The sequence below is a fragment of the Micromonospora sp. NPDC047620 genome (genome assembly GCF_043205005.1).
Classification (GTDB): Bacteria; Actinomycetota; Actinomycetes; order Mycobacteriales; family Micromonosporaceae; genus Micromonospora.
Genome location: NZ_JBIDDG010000011.1, coordinates 115,112 through 131,226 on the forward strand (window position 1 = coordinate 115,112; position 16,115 = coordinate 131,226).

Sequence of the window (16,115 nt, forward strand, 5' to 3'; positions counted from 1 at the left end):
TCCGCGCCGGCTCAGCGGGCGTGGCCGTACGGGTGGGCGACCAGCACCGGGCAGCGCGCGTGCTGCACCAGGGCCTGGCTGACCGAGCCGAGCAGCATCCCGGCGAACCCGCCCCGGCCCCGGGAGCCGACCACCACCAGCGCCGCCTCGCGGCTCGCCTCGATCAGCGCCTGCTCCGGCTTCGCCGCCCGGAGCACCCGCTCCTCGACGGCCAGCCCGGGGTGGCTGCCGCGCACCGCCGCCCCGGCGGTGGCCAGCAGCTCGGCGGACTCCGCGTGCGTGGCGGCAGGCCTCTCGGCCGCCTCGTCCGGCGCGCGGTGCGCCCCGTCCGGCGGCCGGACGTGCGCCAGCACCAGCCCGAGCCCGCGCCGGGTCGCCTCGTCGGCGGCGTACCCGACGGCCAGTTCGGCGGGCTCCGAGCCGTCCACCCCGACCAGCACCGGCCCGTCGACCGGGATCGGTTCCTCGGCCGGGCGGACCACCAGCACCGGGCAGCGCGCGTGCGCGGCCACCTGCGTGCCGACCGAGCCGAGCAGCAGCCCCGCGAAACCGCCCAGGCCGCGGCTGCCCACCACCACCAGCTCCGCCCGCCGGGACTCCTCGACGAGCGTCGCGCCCGGCCCGCCGGCGACCTGGCGCACCTCCACGGCCAGCCCCGGCCAGCGTTCCACGAGGTCGGCGGCCGTCTGCTCCAGCATCTTCTGCCCCTGCTCGGTCGGGGCCGGCAACCCCAGGTCGTACGGGTTGACCGGCACGCCGTAGCCGAGCGGATGCAGGTAGCCGTGCACCAGGTGCAGGGGGCGGGACCGCAGCACGGCGGCCCGGGCGGCGTGCTCCGCCGCCACCAGGCTCGACGGCGATCCGTCCACACCCACCACGACGGGTCGATTCATCAGCTCTCCCAGAGGTCGATCAGGTCATTGTCGACGCGGCTCCACCGGCGTACCCGGATTTCCCCGACGCGCCGCCCGTCGAACCGGACCTGTCACCGCGCCCGCCGGCCACCCGGCGAGGCCCGGCGCACCGGCTTCCACGCCGCGCCGGCGCACCGGCCGTCCACGGGCCCCGTCGCGCCGGCCAGGGGAGCGGCCGACGCGACGGGAAGGGTGGTGGCCGGGAAGGTCAGGACGCGTCGGCCCGCTTCGGGTGCCGCACGATCGCCACCGGGGAGTGCGCGTGGTGCAGCACGGCGTGGCTGACGGAGCCGAGCAGCAGTCCGCTCAGTGGGCCCCGCCCGCGCGCCCCGACGACCACCAGCTGGGCCGCCTCCGACTCGTCGACCAGCACCCGGGCCGGGGAGCCCCGGACCAGCCGGTGCCGCACCGGCACGTCCGGGTAACGCTCGGCGAAGCCGGCGACAGACTCGGCGAGTACGCGCTCCTCCTCAGCGGCGTAGGCGTCCAGGTCGTACACCAGGGGCAGGATGTCGCCCGGACCGACCGGCGAGGGGAAGAGCCAGGCCTGCACCGCGATTAGCGGGGCGCCCCGGTGGGACGCCTCCTCGAAGGCGAACGCGACGGCCTCGGTGGAGTTCGCGGAGCCGTCGACGCCCACCACCACCGGACCGTCGGCGCGCGGCTCGCCGCGCACCACGAGGACCGGGCACAGCGCGTGGGCGGAGACCTGCACGGTCACCGAGCCGATCAGCAGCCCGGCGAAGCCACCCAGACCGCGGTGCCCGAGCACCACCAGCGCGGCGTCCCGGGACTCGTCGAGCAGGACGGGGGTCGCCGCGCCGTCGACCACCACACCGGTGACCGCCACCTCGGGGGCGGCCTTGCCGGCCTCGGCGATCGCCTCGGCGACGTACCGCTCGGCCTGGTTGCGCAGGCCGGCGCCGGCCGGCGCGCCCGGCACCGGGTCGACCGGGACGCGGGTCAACGGCCAGATGAAGGCGTGCACCACCCGCAGCGGACGCTGCCGCTGCGCCGCCTCCCGCGCCGCCACCCGGACCGCGTCCAGTGCGGCGGCCGAACCGTCCACACCCACCACGACGGGGGCACCGGTGTTGCTGGTCATGATTCCTCCTTGTTCACCTTCATCCTGCTCTGCCCGAACGCTACCGGTCAGAGGCGCCCGTCCCGGCCGTCGGGACCTTGGTCCCGATCCGCCGCTCCGACGGTCACGGCCGGGTCGCCCGCCGCCCGCGTGCCCTGGCAGCCCGCCGCCCGCGTGCCCTGGCCGGGCCCGCCGACCACGGCTGGTGTGACCGCGTCGTGCGGCTCGGTGCCCGACGACCCGGTGGCGGGGTCGACCGGTCGGCGGGCCAGCCGCAGCACCAGCCCGGGAAGCACGCTGACAGCGGCGCAGGCCAGCAGCTCCACCGCGCCGAGTGGCTCCGTACCGAGCAGCTCCCGCAGCGGGGGCAGCAGCACCCCGGCGACCTGGAGCAGCGCCGAGACCGCCACCGCGACCGGCAGCGCGCGGTTGCCGCGCCGGGCGCCGCCCGCCCGGGGTGCCCGGACCGCGAGCGCCACCCCGAGCTGGGCCAGGCCGAGGACCACGAAGACCACCGACTGCCACGGCCGGTCCGCGTGCGCGGCGGCCACGCCGGCGCCGAGCACCACGGCGGCGATCAGGGCGCCGGTGACCAGCACGTCCCGGCCCAGGCCGGCCCCGAGCACCGACTCCGAGGGAGAGCGGGGCGTCCGGCGCAGCGTGCCCGGCTCCGCCGGCTCCGCGCCCAGCGCCACGCCTGGCACGCCGTGGGTGAGCAGGTTCACCCAGAGAATCTGGGCCGGCAGCAGCGGCACGGCCAGCCCGAACAGCGGCCCGAGCAGCATCACCGCGATCTCGGCGACGCCCCCGGAGAGGGCGTAGCGCAGGAACCGCCGGATGTTGTCGTAGATGCGGCGGCCCTCGCCGATCGCCGCGGCCACGGTGGACAGGTCGTCGTCGACGAGCACCAGGTCGGCGGCCTGCCGGGCGACCTCCGTGCCGCTGCCCATCGCCACGCCGATGTCGGCGCGGCGCAGCGCCGGAGCGTCGTTCACCCCGTCGCCGGTCATCGCCACCACGTGGCCCCGGGACTGCAACCCGGCGATGATGTCGAGCTTCTGCTCCGGCTGTGTACGCGCGAACACCCGCGCCTGCGGGTGCGCCCGAGCCGGGTCGCCGTCGTCCCCGCGTACCAGCGGGTCGCCCTCGCGCCACAGCCCGAGCTGGCCGCCGATGGCCGCGGCGGTCGCGGGGTGGTCGCCGGTGACCAGCAGCAGCCGGACCCCGGCGTCGTCGAAGCTGCCCGCGATGTCGGCCGCTCCCTCGCGCAGCGGGTCGCCGACGGCGACCAGGCCCACCGGCCGCAGCCCGGTCGGCCGGGCGGGGTCCGCCGGCGGCGTGTCGGCCACGGCGGACGCGACCGCGAGCACCCGCAGCCCCTCGGCGGCCAGCCGGTGCGCGGCGGCCGACAGCTCGGCGATCTCCTCGGCGGAGGCGTCGACCAGCGGCGCGACCAGCACGTTCTCCGGCGCGCCCTTGCACACCACCAGATACCGACGGTCGCAGGAGCGGTGCACCGTGGTCATCCGGCGCAGCTCCTGGTCGAAGGGGTGCTCGGCGACCCGGGGCCAGGCGGCGCGGGTGGTCTCCGGCTCCAGCCCGCAGCGGGCGGCGAACGCGACCAGCGCCGCCTCCAGCGGGTCGCCCACCGCGGCCCACTCCGGCCGCTCGTCGGTGGGCGGCGCCAGCGTGGCGTCGTTGCAGAGCAGCCCGGCCCGCGCCAGGCGGCGCAGCTCGTCCGGTACGGCCACCGGCTCGCCCCCGTGGTGCACGGCCCCCCGCGGCGCGTAGCCGGTGCCGGTGACGCCGTAGCGGGAGCCGTCGGCCGTGACGGCGTGCTGCACCGCCATCCTGCCCTCGGTGAGGGTGCCGGTCTTGTCGGAGGCGATCACGGTGACGGAGCCGAGCGTCTCCACCGCGTGCAGCCGCCGGGGGATCGCCCGCGCCCCGGCCATCCGGCGGGCGCCGAGGGCCAGGGCGAGGGTGACGACCGCCGGCAGCGACTCGGGCACGGCCGCCACCACGAGGCTCACCGCGGTGACCGCCATGTCGACCACCGGCCGCCCGCCGACCACGCCCACGACGAACACCAGCCCGGAGAGCACCACCGCGGCGAAGCCGAGGAGCCGGCCGAGCCCGGCGAGACGGCGCTGCAACGGGGTGGCGGCGGGCCGGGTGGACGCCACCAGGGCCGTGATCCGGCCGAGCGCGCTCGCGGCGCCGGTGCGCACCACCGTGCCGGTGGCCCGCCCGGTGGTGACCACCGTGCCCGCGCTGGCCTCCTCGCCGGCGGCCCGGCCCACGGGCACCGACTCGCCGGTCAGCGCCGACTCGTCGAGGGTCAGCCGGGCGGCCTCGGCCAGGAGCAGGTCGGCGGGGACCACGTCGCCGGCCTCGACCCGCACCAGGTCGCCCCGGACCAGGTCGGCGGCGGGCAGGACCAGGTCCCGCCCGTCACGGACGACTCGGGCGGTGGGCGCCGCGAGCTGGTCCAGCGCGGCGATCGCCCGGTCGGCGCGGACCTCCTGCACCACGCCGATGGCGGTGTTCACCAGCACGACCAGCACGATCACGGCGGTGTCCGGGTAGTCCCGCAGCACGGTGGTGACCACGGCGGCGGCCAGCAGCAGCGCCACCAGCGGGTCGGTGAGCTGGTGCAGGACCCGGGTGGCCAGGTGCCGGCGGGGCGGGGCGACCGCCGCGTTCGGGCCGTCGGCCCGCAGGCGGGCGGCGGCCTCCGCCGAACTGAGCCCGGTCGCCGGCCTGGTCGAGGTGTCAACGGGCACCGCTGGGCCCCCGTCCTCGCCGTTCCCCGGACGTTCCCACATCACTCTCCGCCCTGCCGCGGCGCCGTTCCGGCGCATCGTCCCGGTTCCACCCTCGCTCCGTCGGGGACGGGCCGACCAGGGCAGTTCGCCCGCGCGGCCCGGGACCAACGGCCCTGTCGCCAAGGGATACGGCGCGGTGTACTGGGAGGCAGGACGACCGACCGTCGCAGGGCCCGCGCCACCGCCGCGTCCTCCCGACGAAAGGGGCACCCGCATGACGACGCTCGACGTGCTCCGCGCGCACCCGTTCCTCGCCGGCCTGCCCGAGCCGTGGCTGCCCCGGCTGGCCGGATACGCCCGGCCGGTGGTGTGGCACCCCGGGCACCGGCTGTTCCGGGCCGACCAACCGGCGGAGCGTTTCTGGCTGGTCCGCGCCGGCCAGGTGGCGCTCGACTTCCCGGTGCCCGGCCGGGGCGACGTGGAGATCGAGACGATCGGTCCGGGCGGGGTGCTCGGGTGGTCGTGGCTGTTCCCGCCGTACCGCTGGCAGTTCGGGGCGGTGGCGGCGCAGCGCAGCACGGCGGTGGAGTTCACCGCCCCGGGGGTGCGCCGGCTGATGGAGTCCGACGACGCGCTCGGCCGGCAACTCACCACCCGCTTCATGAGCGTGGTGGTGGACCGGCTGCACGCGGCCCGGGGCCGGCTGCTCGACCTGTACGGCTATCCCGCGGTCGCCCCGCCCGCCGCCTGATCGCGTACCGGTGAACTGCTCTGGGTGGACATCCGCGCCGGTCGGCTGTGGCGGGGGCGGTTCGGCGGCGACCGGATCGAGGTGCTGGCCGGGTACGACGTGGGGACGGCGACCGGGGCCGTGGCGCCACTCGCCGCCGCCGGGGCGGGCTGGGTCGTGGCGGCCGGGCGGGGGTTCCGGCACGTCGCGGCCGACGGCACGGTACGCCCGCTCGGCGGTGACGTCGCCGCGCCGCACACCCAGATGAACGACGGCGGCTGCGACCCGTACGGCCGGTTCCTCGCCGGAAGCCAGATCCTGGGCGGCGCGGAGCCCTGGTCCGGCGCGCTCTACCGGCTGGAGCCGGACGGCTCGGTGGCGACGGTGCTGGACGGCATCGGGTGCGCGAACGGGCTCGGGTTCGATCCGGCGGGGGAGACGATGTACCACGTGGACAGCCGGCGCCGGCGAGTCACCGGCTACCGCTACGACCCGGCGACCGGCGAGGCCGGCGACCCGCGGGTGCTCGTCGACTGCGACGACGCCACCCCCGACGGGCTCTGCGTCGATACCGAGGGCTGCCTCTGGGTCGCGATGTGGGACGGCTGGTGCGTCCGCCGCTTCGCCCCGGACGGCACCCCGCTGGCACGGGTGCGGCTGCCGGTGCCCCGGCCGACCGCCGTCTGCCTGGTCGCCGGCACCCTCGTGGTGACCACGGCCTGGATCGGGCTGGACGAGGCGACCCGGCGGGCGGCACCGGACAGCGGCCGGATCTTCGCCGTCGAGGTCGGGATCGACGGGCCACCGGCGCACACCTGGAGGGCGCAGTGAAGATCACACACCTGGAGCTGCTGACCGTGCCGCAGGACGCGAGCGCCATGCTGCTGGTGGTCGTGCACACCGACTCCGGCGAGTACGGCGTGGGCGAGGTCGGCATGCGCTCCCGCTGGCGGGCCGTGCGCGGCGCGGTGGAGGACTTCGCCGCGCAGCTGGAGGGCGCCGATCCGAGCCGGATCGAACACCTCTGGCAGCTCCTCTCCCGGTCGGGGTTCTTCCCGGCGACCGGGGTGCTCGCCTCGGTGCTCGCCGCGATCGACGTGGCGCTGTGGGACCTGCGGGGCAAGACGCTCGGCGTGCCGCTTTACCAACTGCTCGGCGGCGCCTCCCGGGACCACGTCGAATGCTATGTGCACGTCCGCGTCGGCGACGCCAGGGACCCGGCCGCGACGGTGGCCGAGGCCGAGCGGCTCGTGGCGGCCGGATGGCGGTACATGCGGGTGCCGGCGAACAGCCCGGCCGCCGGCGGCGAGTACGACCAGCGGAGCGCACTGCGGCACACCGTCGCCACCGTGGAACGGCTCCGCGCCGCGTTGGGCGACGACGTCGAGTTGCTGCTCGACGTACACACCCGGTTGGAGCCCCCGCAGGCCGTGACGCTGTGCCGGGAGTTGGAGCCGTTGCGGCCGTACTTCGTCGAGGACCCGCTGCGCAGCGAACACCTCGACGGCTACCGGATGCTGCGCGGGCGCACCGCGGTCCCGCTCGCGGCGGGTGAACAGCTCGGCACGAAGTGGGAGTTCCGGCCGCTGATCGAGGGTGAGCTGATCGACCACGCCCGCGTCGACGTGGCCAACACGGGCCTCACCGAGGCCCGCAAGATCGCGGCGATGGCCGAGGTCCACCACATCAACCTGGCCACCCACAACCCGCTCGGCCCGGTCACCGCCGCCGCCTCCGCACACCTGAACCTGGTCCTGCCCAACGTCTCCGTCCAGGAGCAGCCGTGGCCCGAGTTCCCGCCCTCGCCGGTGCTGGCCGCCGGCCCCGTGCTGACTCCCGGCCGGATCAGGCCGGCGGAGCGGCCCGGCCTCGGCATCGAGCTCGACCTCGCCGCCGCGCGCCGGCTCGACCCACGCGGTCCGGCCCCGCTGCCGGTCTACCACCGTCGCGACGGCTCCTTCTCGAACTGGTGACCGGGATGCGGATACTGGTGACCGGCGCGGCCGGCGGGGTGGCCGGGCTGCTCGTGCCGCAACTCGCCGGAGAACACGAGCTGCGGCTGACCGACCTGCGTGCCCCGCAGCCGGTCGGGCCGGCGGAGGTGGTGCCCGGCGACCTCGCCGACCGGGGGTTCGCCGAGCGGCTCTGCGCCGGGGTGGACGCGGTCGTGCACCTGGCAGGGAACCCACGGCCGGGCGAGGACTGGGACCGGTTGCGCGGCCCCAACATCGAGGTGCCGACCGTGATCCTGGCGGCGGCCGCGGAGGCGGGCGTACGCCGGGTGGTGCTCGCCAGCTCGGTCCACGTCCTCGGCGGCTACCGCCCACCGGCCGCCCGGCCCGCGCCCGGCCCGATACGCGACTCGTGGCCACCACACCCGTGCTGCCGCTACGGCGCCACCAAGGTCTTCGGCGAGGCCGCCGCCCGGGTGTACGCGGACTCGGGTGCCCTCTCCGTGGTCTGTCTGCGCCTCGGCGGCTGCCGTCCCGTGCCGCCGACGCGTGGCTGGTTCGACACCTGGCTCGGCCCGGCGGACCTGGGCCAGGCGGTACGCCGCGCGCTGCGGGCCGACGTCCGATTCGGGGCGTACACCATCACCTCGGCGAACACCGAGGCTGTCTTCGACCTCGACGCGGCCAGGAGCGACCTGGGTTACGCGCCGGTCCTGGACTCGGAGGCGTACCGGGACAGCGTGCCCGACGGCCCGTCGACCCTGTGCCGGGGCGGGCAGGGCTGAGCCCGTCGCGGGTCAGCCCACCCGGTCGAGGAACTGCCGCGATCGCCGCACCACCAGCGCCGTCGCCTCCGCGTCGTACGACGGCAGCGAGCTGTCGGCGAACAGGTGCTGGTCGCCCGGGTAGACGCACAGCTCGCCCAGGTCGGCTCCGACCGTCGCGACCAGCTCGCGTGCGGCGTCGATGTCGCCTTCCAGCGCGAAGAACGGGTCTTTGTCCATGCCGTGGATCTGCACCGGGACCCCGGTGGGCCACGGCCCGACGGCCCACTCGCCGGTGATCGGGAGGCAGGCTTCGTAGAGCAGCGCGCCGCGCGCGCCGGGCCGGGTCTGGGCCATCCGCTGGGCCGTGCCGGCACCGAAGGAGAAGCCGGCATACACCACCTCTCCGGGGAGGTCGGCCACGGCCCGGTCGGCGCGCTCGTCGAGCACCTCACCTCCGATGCGCCGGGTCAGCGCGAGCCCGTCCTCGAGGGTCGCCGGTCGTTCGCCGTCGAACAGGTCCGGCGTGTGCACCGTGTGTCCGCCGGCGCGCAACTGCTCGGCGAACGCGCGCATCCCGTCGGTGAGTCCCTGCACGTGGTGGAACAGCACGACTTCGGCCATCTCTAAACTCCTGACATCGGACGGCGAGGATCAAACGATCCACAATTTTAGAACGGTCGAGAAATGTCGGTCAATGAGCGGATCCCGGACTACGACCTCGACGAGATGCTCGTGGTCACCGCGCCCGAGCAGCTGCGGGCGCTGGCCGACCCGCTGCGCGCCACTCTCCTGGAGCTGCTCCTCGAGCGGGCCGCCACGGTCACCGAGATGGCCCAGGCGGTCGACCGCCCCAAGAGCAGCGTCGCCTACCACGTGAACCTTCTCGTCGACGTCGGTCTCCTGCGCGTGGTCCGCACCCGCCGCGTTCGGGCGATCGAGGAGCGGTACTACGGCCGGGTCGCCCGTACGTTCTACGTCGGCGTGCTCAGCCGCAGCGAGGACAAGCAGGTCGCCGCCGCCATCAACGGGCTCGCGCAGGCGACCGCCGAGTCGGCCGCCGCCCACGCGGCCGACGACCTGCGGTGCACACTCGTGCACGCCCGAATTCCCGTCGAGGAGGTACGCAACTTCTGGGCGCAGGTCCAGGAACTCGCCCGCCGGTTCGCCCAGATCCCCCGGTCCGGCGACCAGGTGTACGGCTTCGTCGCCGGCCTCTACCCCACCGACGCTCCCACCCTCCCCGACGCCGAGCGCGGTCCAGCCGCATGAGCTCCGGCGCGCAATAGGACGACGCCGACAGCCATCGGATGCTGTCAATCGCGCCGTGCCGGCCGATCCGTCCGATGTACCCTGACCGGCAGGCCCTCCGGTCGGACGTCACACCCTTTCTGACCTGCCCCCGGCGACCGACGGCGGCGGTGTGGTGGCGAGCACGCGGTGCGGCAGCGGGTGACCGGCGCGTCGGGCGCGGAGCGCGGGTCGCGTCCACCGCCGTCGACCACCAGAGTTTCTGCCTGCACTTCCCCTCGACCGGGCGCGCCGGACCTTGGCCGTCGGCGCGGCGCAGGAGCAGGCGGCGATCCACCCGGCAGACAAGATCGCCGCAGCGGTTGCAGAGAGCGGGAGGCGCGGGTGTTCGACATGCGTCGGCGTGAGCCGGGCCGACGGCGGCGCGGCGCACGGTACGACTGATGGCAGGTGTCGCAGAACCGACGGAACGGGCGTGCCGATGACCGCCGGCAACCCGCGCGACCTCCTGAGGGATCACGGCGAGCCCCAGCGCGCCACCTACGTCGAGCTCTTCTTCGACGTGATCTTCGTCTTCGCGCTGACCCGGCTGTCCCACACCCTGTTCAGCGACCTCACCTGGCTCGGCGCGCTGCACACCGGGATCCTGCTCGCCGCGTTCTGGTGGGTCTGGGTCTTCACCGCCTGGACCACCAACCGCCTCAACCCCGCGCAGCCCGCGATCCAGTTCGTGATCATCCCGATCATGCTCGGCACCCCGATCATGGCGGGCGCGGTGCCTGAGGCGTTCGCCGGGGACGGCATGATCTTCGCCGCCGCCTACGTCCTCATCCAGGTCGGCCGCGCCCTGTTCGTCACGGTCGCGATGCACGGCCAGGAGGTGACGATCGGCTCCCTGCAGCAGTTCCTCACGTGGTCCGCCGTCATCCTCTGCGGACCGGCGATCTACCTGGCCGGCCGGGCCCGACTCGACTACCTGTCCTTCAGCCGGGTCGCCCTGTCCCGGGTGATCGGACTGCTCCTGCTGGTCGCGCTGGCACCCGTGGTCGCGTTCCTGCCACCGATCCTGATCGCCGTGGTGGCCGTCGTCATCCTCACCGGGATCGCCGTGACGGACGCCGTCTCCTGGAAGGTCCGCCCCAGCGAACCGACCCCGCCACCGCCGCCCAGTGGGCGAGAACCACGCCCGTAGCCCCGCCGCGCCGGTCGCCGGCGCACCAGCCGACGGTGGCCACCGGGTCGGTAGCGATGCATGTGCACCCTCCGATCGATTGTGGCGGCGACCTGACATGTCGAGTGTTCGCCATGCGCAGCCGTAGCGCGGCCACCCCCGCCTTCACGAAGCTTTGCCCCACCGGTACGTACCTCAGGTACCGGCAGAAGGAGGGCCAGGTCAATGCGAACCAGAAGATCGACGCTGCTCGGCGTCGCGCTCACCGCGACACTCGTCGCGACGGTCGGCACAAGCGCGCACGGCAAGCCGCCGGCGTCTGCCGGCGAGGTAACCGCCGCCGTACCCGCGACGTCGAAGGCGGCACAGGTCACCCTCGTCACCGGTGACGTGGTCACGGTGACGACGCAGGGCGGCAAGCCGGCGATCACCGTCACCCCGCACGACGGCCCGGTCGGCAACTTCCGCACCTACTCGGTCGGCACCGACGTGTACGTCGTGCCGCTGGCTGCCGAGCCACTCATCGCGACCGGCCAGGTGGACAGCCGGCTGTTCAACGTCACGGGCCTCATCGCGCAGGGCTACGACGACGCGCACGCCGCGTCGATCCCGCTGATCGTGAAGTATCCGGCCCGGGCGGGCAAGGCCGCCGCGCCGTCCGCCCCTGCCGGCAGCCGGGTGAAGCGGAGCCTGCCCAGCATCCGGGGCGCCGCCATCGCCGCCGACAAGAAGCAGGCCGCCACGTTCTGGGAGGCCGTCGACGACGACACCGCCAGGGCCCGTACCCCCAAGGCCCGGCTCGGCGGGGGCATCGAGCGTCTCTGGCTGGACGGCAAGGTGCACGCCCTGCTCGACCAGAGCGTGCCGCAGATCGGCGCGCCGGACGCGTGGGCAGCCGGATACGACGGCACCGGCGTGAAGGTCGCCGTGCTGGACACCGGCGCGGACCTGAACCACCCGGACCTGGCTGGCAAGATCGCTGAGAGCCAGAGCTTCGTGCCGGGTGAGTCTGTCCAGGACGGGCACGGGCACGGCACCCACGTCGCCGCCACGATCGCCGGCACGGGCGCGGCGTCCGGCGGCAAGTACAAGGGCGTCGCGCCCGGCGCGCAACTCGTCGTCGGCAAGGTGCTGAGCGACGTGGGTGGCGGCGAGGAGTCGTGGATCATCGCCGGGATGGACTGGGCGGCCCACTCGGGCGCGAAGGTCGTCTCGATGAGCCTGGGCGGTACGGCCGGCGACGGAGCCGACCCGATGTCCGAGGCGGTCGACCAGTTGACGGCCGAGACGGGCGTGCTGTTCACCATCGCGTCCGGGAACTCCGGGCCCGGGGCGACGACTGTCGGTTCGCCCGGCATCGCCGCGTCGGCGCTGACGGTCGGCGCCGTCGACCGTGCCGACGCGGTCACCTCCTTCTCCAGCCGTGGCCCGCTCGCCAGCGGCGCCCTCAAGCCGGAGATCACCGCCCCCGGCGCGAACATCGTCGCCGCCCGGGCGGCCGGCACCAGCATGGGTACCCCTGCGGGCGACCACTACACCGCCGCCAGTGGCACCTCCATGGCCACCCCGCACGTGGCGGGTGCGGCCGCGATCCTGGCCCAGCAGCACCCGGACTGGACTCCGGGGCGGCTGAAGGGCCAGCTCGTCAGCACGGCGAAGACCACGGCGGACACCTCGGTGTACGCCCAGGGCGCCGGCCGCACCGACGTGAGCCGCGCCGTACGGCAGACCGTGTCCGGGCCCGGCGTGGTCGACTTCGGCCTGCAGGCGTGGGAATCGACCGCCCCGGTCGCCAAACAGATCACCTACGTCAACGACGGTGACCAGCCGGTCACCCTCGCGCTGACGACCAAGGGCGCAGCCGGGCAGTTGCCGGCAGGGGCGCTGACGTTGGGCGCCGACACGGTGACCGTGCCGGCCCGCGGCACGGCCGACGTGACGGTCACCGCCAACAGCGGCGTGGTGCCGGTCGGGACGTACGGCGCGCACGTCAGCGCCGCCTCCGCCGACGGCGCGACGGTCGTGACGACGGCCGTCGGTTTCGTCCGGGATGCCGAGCGCTTCAACGTGAGCGTGAAGCTGACGGACCTGGACGGCAAGGCGCCGGCGTCCACCTACAGCAGCATCTGGGTCTTCGATCTCGACAATCCCGGGCCCGTCGACATCCACTTCATCCTCGGCGCCGAGGGCACCCTGGAGCTGAGGCTGCCCCGCGGCGAGTACGCCTTCGCATCGGGTACCTACCGGTTCACCCCTGACTATTTGCAGGTTCGGGACCACGTCTACGGCGCGGAATCAGGCGTGCTCGTCGACTCCGACCGCACCATCACCTTCGACGGGAGCAAGTCGAGCCAGGTCGGCATCCAGACGCCCAAGCCGAGCCAGCCGCAGCGCGTCCGGCTGGGGATGTCGCTGCTGAAGGACGACAAGTCGCTCATGTACGGCCTTCAGACCGAATTCAACGGCCACACGAAGCTGCACGCCATCCCGTCGCAGCTCAAGGACGAGAACCTCGAGCACCGGCTGGCCTGGACGCTGACCGCACCGTCGTTGGAGGCGCAGCTGGTCAGTCCCGGAGCCTTCCCGATCACGCCGGAGTACGTCGGCGGCTGGGTCGGCTCCGCGCGCTTCGACGGCACCCAGGTCCTGCGCGTGGTGGACGCCGGCATCGGACGACCGCAGGACTACGCGGGCAAGTCCGTCAAGGGCACGTTGGCGCTGGTACGGCGCAGCGACGACGTCACCCCGTCGCAGCAGATCGCGAACGCGGCGGCGGCCGGCGCCGGCATGATCATCATCTACAACGACGTCCCCGCCCAGTGGGGTACCGACGTCTACCGGACGGCGCCGACCGCCATCCCGGCCATGACCCTCTCCGGCGAGCAGGGCGCTCGACTGGCCGGTCTCGCCCGCCGAGGCGACGTCATGATCCAGCTCAAGGGGACGGCGGTGAGCCCGTACTCCTACGAGCTGCTCAAGTACCAGCACGGCATCTCGGCCGACCAGCGCTACCAGGTCAGCGCCGAGGAACTGGCCACGGTCGACACGTCCTTCCACGCCTCGACGCCCGGCACCGAAGCCGGATACGCGCGGCTCCTCACCTCGCCGCTGCAGCCCTTCATCGTCATGACCTTCATCCGGACGACCATGCCGAGGTCCCTCACCGAATACGTCACCGCCGGCCGGCCGACGTGGGAGATCATGGCACCGGCCGGCGTGTGGGAGTCGATCCCCGGCTTCCAGCAGACGCTCCCGTCGGTGTTCGAGCCCAGGCAGCGGCTGACCCGGGCATGGAACAAGCCCGTCGTCCGGTCCGCCATACCCGCCGGCCACCCGGAGGGAGCCGTCCGGATCGGCGACGTGGGCGTCGTGCTGACCACCGGACTCCTGGACACGGCGACCGGCCAGTTCTGGACGGTCCCGAACAACACCGACAAGGCACTGACCGCCGTGTACCGCGACGGCCAGTTGCTCGGGTCCGCTCCGGCCGCGGCGGTGGCCTTCCCGATGACGCCGGAGCGTGCCGAGTACCGCGTGGTGACGGACGTACGGCGGGACCAGCCGTGGTGGACGACCTCCACCAAGGTGAACACCGCCTGGACGTTCCACTCCCAGCGGGGCGGCGACCGTGCGCTTCTGCCGGTGCTGTCGGTCGGTTACGACCTCGACGTCGCTCTCGACAACAGCGTGCAGGCGCAGTCGACGGCCGACATCAGCCTCGACTTCTGGTACCCGAAGGGCCTGGCCGGCCCGCGGATCCGCGAGGCGAAGCTGTGGGCCTCCTACGACGACGGCGCCACCTGGCAGCAGGTGACCGTCACCGCCGGAGGTGACGCCACCGTCAAGGGCACCCTCAAGAGCCCGGCGCTGGAAGACACCAACGGTTTCGTCTCCCTGCGGGTGCAGGCCACCGACGCCGACGGCAACACCGTCGAGCAGACCGTGACCCGCGCCTACAAGCTGCGGGGATAACCGTCCCACGGTCGTCCCCGCCCGCGCCGCGGGCGGGGACGACCGGCCTTCCCGGTCAGGGCGAGATGAGCCCCGACCGGGCGGCGTACCAGGCCAACTGCATGCGGCTGTCGGTCCCGGCCAGCTTCATCAGCCGCTGGATCCGGCGCTGCACCGTGCGTTCGCTGGTCCCGAGCCGGCTGGCCACCGTCTTGTCCGGCATCCCGGAGAGCAGGTACGTCAGCAGCGCGACGTCGACGTCGTCCCACGCCGGAGAGCCCTCGGCGAGGCCCGTGGCGGTGAGCCGCAACGGCGTGGCCGCCTGCCAGACCCGCTCGAAGAGCGCCACCAGCAGGTGCACCAGCGCCTGACCCCGTACCAGGAGGAACCCGGGATGGACGCTCGTCTGGTCGGGCAGCATCGGCAGCAGCACCGTCTCCCGGTCCACGATGATCATCTTGCTGGGCAGCTCGGCAGCGATCCTGATCTCGTACCCGCTCTTGAGGAACCTGCCGATCTCGGCGGGGGTACGCGGATCGTCGAGGGCGGCGCGCTCGTACACGTAACGGTAGGCGGGCACGTCGGTGGAGACATCGAGGTCGCCGTCCAGCACGTACGGAGGCCGGAAGAACGCCATTATCTCCCGTTTGGCGCCCCGCTCCATGTTGTCGATCCAGGTGGCGAGCTCCTCCGGGGTGGTGAGCGCCTCCACCTCACCCACGGTGGAGGTCGCCCCGGTCCGGTACACCTGCACCAGTTCCCCCAGCCGGCTCTGGACCTGTTGCAGTGCGGCCTGGCGCTGGACGATGAGGGTGCCGAGCCCGACGTCGGGTGGTACGACGGTGTGCAGGCCGCCGTCGTCACCGGTGGCCAGGCCGAGCGCGACCAGGCGCGCCATCGCGGCTCTCACCGCCGGCGCCGCCATCTGCAACGCCTCCGTGAGATCCGCGACGGTCGCCCGGCGGCGGCGCAGCAGCTCCACGTAGACCGCTTCGTCCTTCTCGCCGATCCCGAGCCCACGCAGCATTCTCATCCCACTTCCCGCCCCTGCCCTACGGGCGCCGGCCACGTAAGGAGCAGCCAGCAGTATTGCCCTGACCCCGCCGGGCCGTCCAGACCATCTCGCCCGTCACCCCGCCGCCAGGCTGGGAGCCGTCGCGCTCCGGCCCCGATGCCGGTCTCTGATGTGCCGGGGCAGCGGTGCGGCATCTCCCGCTGCGGCGGGTCGCGCGCCTGCCGGCGAGCCAGCGGTCCCAACCCGTCCGCAGGGGCGGGAGCCAGGCGCTGCTCGGCGCGTGCCTGCTGGTCCAGCAGGCACCGTTTCTCGTTCCCATGCCCTACCCGGTTGGAGCCGCCCTGCTCGTGGTGTCACTGTTCCTTGCCGTGACTGCGGCGGGATGGTTCGCCGTGTATCGGCGCTAGGCATCAACTGGCCGGTTGCCCGATCTCGCCACGGGCTGGTCCTGGCTTGCGCGTCGCCGGACTATGGACGAGTGCGTCCAGGGGTGGCAAGAGCGCCGGCCATGCTCC

General features: G+C 74.0%; 12 protein-coding genes. 7 read left to right on the forward strand and 5 right to left on the reverse strand.

Annotation, left to right across the window (positions count from 1 at the left end):
* Positions 1 to 11: 11 nt before the first annotated feature.
* From ACGF5C_RS15680 to ACGF5C_RS15690, 3 genes are all read right to left on the reverse strand, one after another.
* The gene (locus tag ACGF5C_RS15680; protein WP_393301936.1) at positions 12 to 893 is read right to left on the reverse strand and encodes a universal stress protein; all 882 of its coding nucleotides are present in this window, start codon (positions 891 to 893) and stop codon (positions 12 to 14) included.
* A 229-nt stretch (positions 894 to 1,122) separates the two neighbouring features.
* A complete protein-coding gene (locus tag ACGF5C_RS15685; protein ID WP_393301939.1) occupies positions 1,123 to 2,019 on the reverse strand; it encodes a universal stress protein in 897 nt (298 codons plus the stop codon).
* A 47-nt stretch (positions 2,020 to 2,066) separates the two neighbouring features.
* Complete coding sequence (locus ACGF5C_RS15690; RefSeq protein WP_393301942.1) at positions 2,067 to 4,826, reverse strand: cation-translocating P-type ATPase; 2,760 nt, start codon at positions 4,824 to 4,826, stop codon at positions 2,067 to 2,069.
* Between the two features lie 214 nt (positions 4,827 to 5,040).
* Between ACGF5C_RS15690 and ACGF5C_RS15695 the strand changes: the two genes are divergently transcribed.
* From ACGF5C_RS15695 to ACGF5C_RS15710, 4 genes are read left to right on the forward strand one after another with little or no spacing between them, the layout of a single operon-like run.
* Complete coding sequence (locus tag ACGF5C_RS15695; protein WP_350708868.1) at positions 5,041 to 5,517, forward strand: cyclic nucleotide-binding domain-containing protein; 477 nt, start codon at positions 5,041 to 5,043, stop codon at positions 5,515 to 5,517.
* A gap of 15 nt (positions 5,518 to 5,532) precedes the next feature.
* Positions 5,533 to 6,327, forward strand: coding sequence for an SMP-30/gluconolactonase/LRE family protein (locus ACGF5C_RS15700; RefSeq protein ID WP_393302232.1), 795 nt, complete (start codon positions 5,533 to 5,535; stop codon positions 6,325 to 6,327).
* Complete coding sequence (locus ACGF5C_RS15705) at positions 6,324 to 7,469, forward strand: mandelate racemase/muconate lactonizing enzyme family protein (protein WP_393301945.1); 1,146 nt, start codon at positions 6,324 to 6,326, stop codon at positions 7,467 to 7,469. Before ACGF5C_RS15700 ends, ACGF5C_RS15705 begins: the two co-directional genes overlap by 4 nt.
* Before the next feature lie 5 nt (positions 7,470 to 7,474).
* Positions 7,475 to 8,233, forward strand: a complete 759-nt coding sequence (locus ACGF5C_RS15710) for an NAD-dependent epimerase/dehydratase family protein (RefSeq protein WP_393301948.1) — start codon at positions 7,475 to 7,477, stop codon at positions 8,231 to 8,233.
* A gap of 12 nt (positions 8,234 to 8,245) precedes the next feature.
* On the opposite strand, the gene ACGF5C_RS15715 is transcribed toward ACGF5C_RS15710, so the two are convergent.
* Entirely contained in the window at positions 8,246 to 8,836 is a 591-nt protein-coding gene (locus tag ACGF5C_RS15715; RefSeq protein ID WP_393301951.1) for a dienelactone hydrolase family protein, read from the reverse strand.
* Between the two features lie 63 nt (positions 8,837 to 8,899).
* On the opposite strand from ACGF5C_RS15715, the gene ACGF5C_RS15720 reads away from it, so the two are divergent.
* From ACGF5C_RS15720 to ACGF5C_RS15730, 3 genes are all read left to right on the forward strand, one after another.
* Positions 8,900 to 9,484, forward strand: coding sequence for a helix-turn-helix domain-containing protein (locus ACGF5C_RS15720; protein WP_393301954.1), 585 nt, complete (start codon positions 8,900 to 8,902; stop codon positions 9,482 to 9,484).
* Positions 9,485 to 9,944: 460 nt separating this feature from the next.
* Positions 9,945 to 10,655 (forward strand): low temperature requirement protein A, encoded by a 711-nt coding sequence (locus tag ACGF5C_RS15725; protein ID WP_393302235.1) that lies wholly within the window; start codon positions 9,945 to 9,947, stop codon positions 10,653 to 10,655.
* Between the two features lie 204 nt (positions 10,656 to 10,859).
* The gene (locus tag ACGF5C_RS15730; protein WP_393301957.1) at positions 10,860 to 14,606 is read left to right on the forward strand and encodes a S8 family serine peptidase; all 3,747 of its coding nucleotides are present in this window, start codon (positions 10,860 to 10,862) and stop codon (positions 14,604 to 14,606) included.
* 55 nt (positions 14,607 to 14,661) lie between these two features.
* Here the strand turns inward: ACGF5C_RS15730 and ACGF5C_RS15735 are convergent, their stop codons facing one another.
* Positions 14,662 to 15,618 carry a LuxR C-terminal-related transcriptional regulator gene (locus ACGF5C_RS15735; protein WP_393301960.1) on the reverse strand — a complete coding sequence of 319 codons (957 nt, stop codon included), beginning with the start codon at positions 15,616 to 15,618 and terminating at the stop codon, positions 14,662 to 14,664.
* Between the last annotated feature and the right edge of the window lie 497 nt (positions 15,619 to 16,115).

Bases quoted from the DNA above. Each gene is read 5' to 3' on its own strand.
- ACGF5C_RS15680 (WP_393301936.1), bottom strand. From the start codon at position 893: ATGAATCGACCCGTCGTGGTGGGTGTGGACGGATCGCCGTCGAGCCTG.
- ACGF5C_RS15685 (WP_393301939.1), bottom strand. From the start codon at position 2,019: ATGACCAGCAACACCGGTGCCCCCGTCGTGGTGGGTGTGGACGGTTCG.
- ACGF5C_RS15690 (WP_393301942.1), bottom strand. From the start codon at position 4,826: ATGTGGGAACGTCCGGGGAACGGCGAGGACGGGGGCCCAGCGGTGCCC.
- ACGF5C_RS15695 (WP_350708868.1), top strand. From the start codon at position 5,041: ATGACGACGCTCGACGTGCTCCGCGCGCACCCGTTCCTCGCCGGCCTG.
- ACGF5C_RS15710 (WP_393301948.1), top strand. From the start codon at position 7,475: ATGCGGATACTGGTGACCGGCGCGGCCGGCGGGGTGGCCGGGCTGCTC.
- ACGF5C_RS15715 (WP_393301951.1), bottom strand. From the start codon at position 8,836: ATGGCCGAAGTCGTGCTGTTCCACCACGTGCAGGGACTCACCGACGGG.
- ACGF5C_RS15720 (WP_393301954.1), top strand. From the start codon at position 8,900: ATGTCGGTCAATGAGCGGATCCCGGACTACGACCTCGACGAGATGCTC.
- ACGF5C_RS15725 (WP_393302235.1), top strand. From the start codon at position 9,945: ATGACCGCCGGCAACCCGCGCGACCTCCTGAGGGATCACGGCGAGCCC.
- ACGF5C_RS15730 (WP_393301957.1), top strand. From the start codon at position 10,860: ATGCGAACCAGAAGATCGACGCTGCTCGGCGTCGCGCTCACCGCGACA.
- ACGF5C_RS15735 (WP_393301960.1), bottom strand. From the start codon at position 15,618: ATGAGAATGCTGCGTGGGCTCGGGATCGGCGAGAAGGACGAAGCGGTC.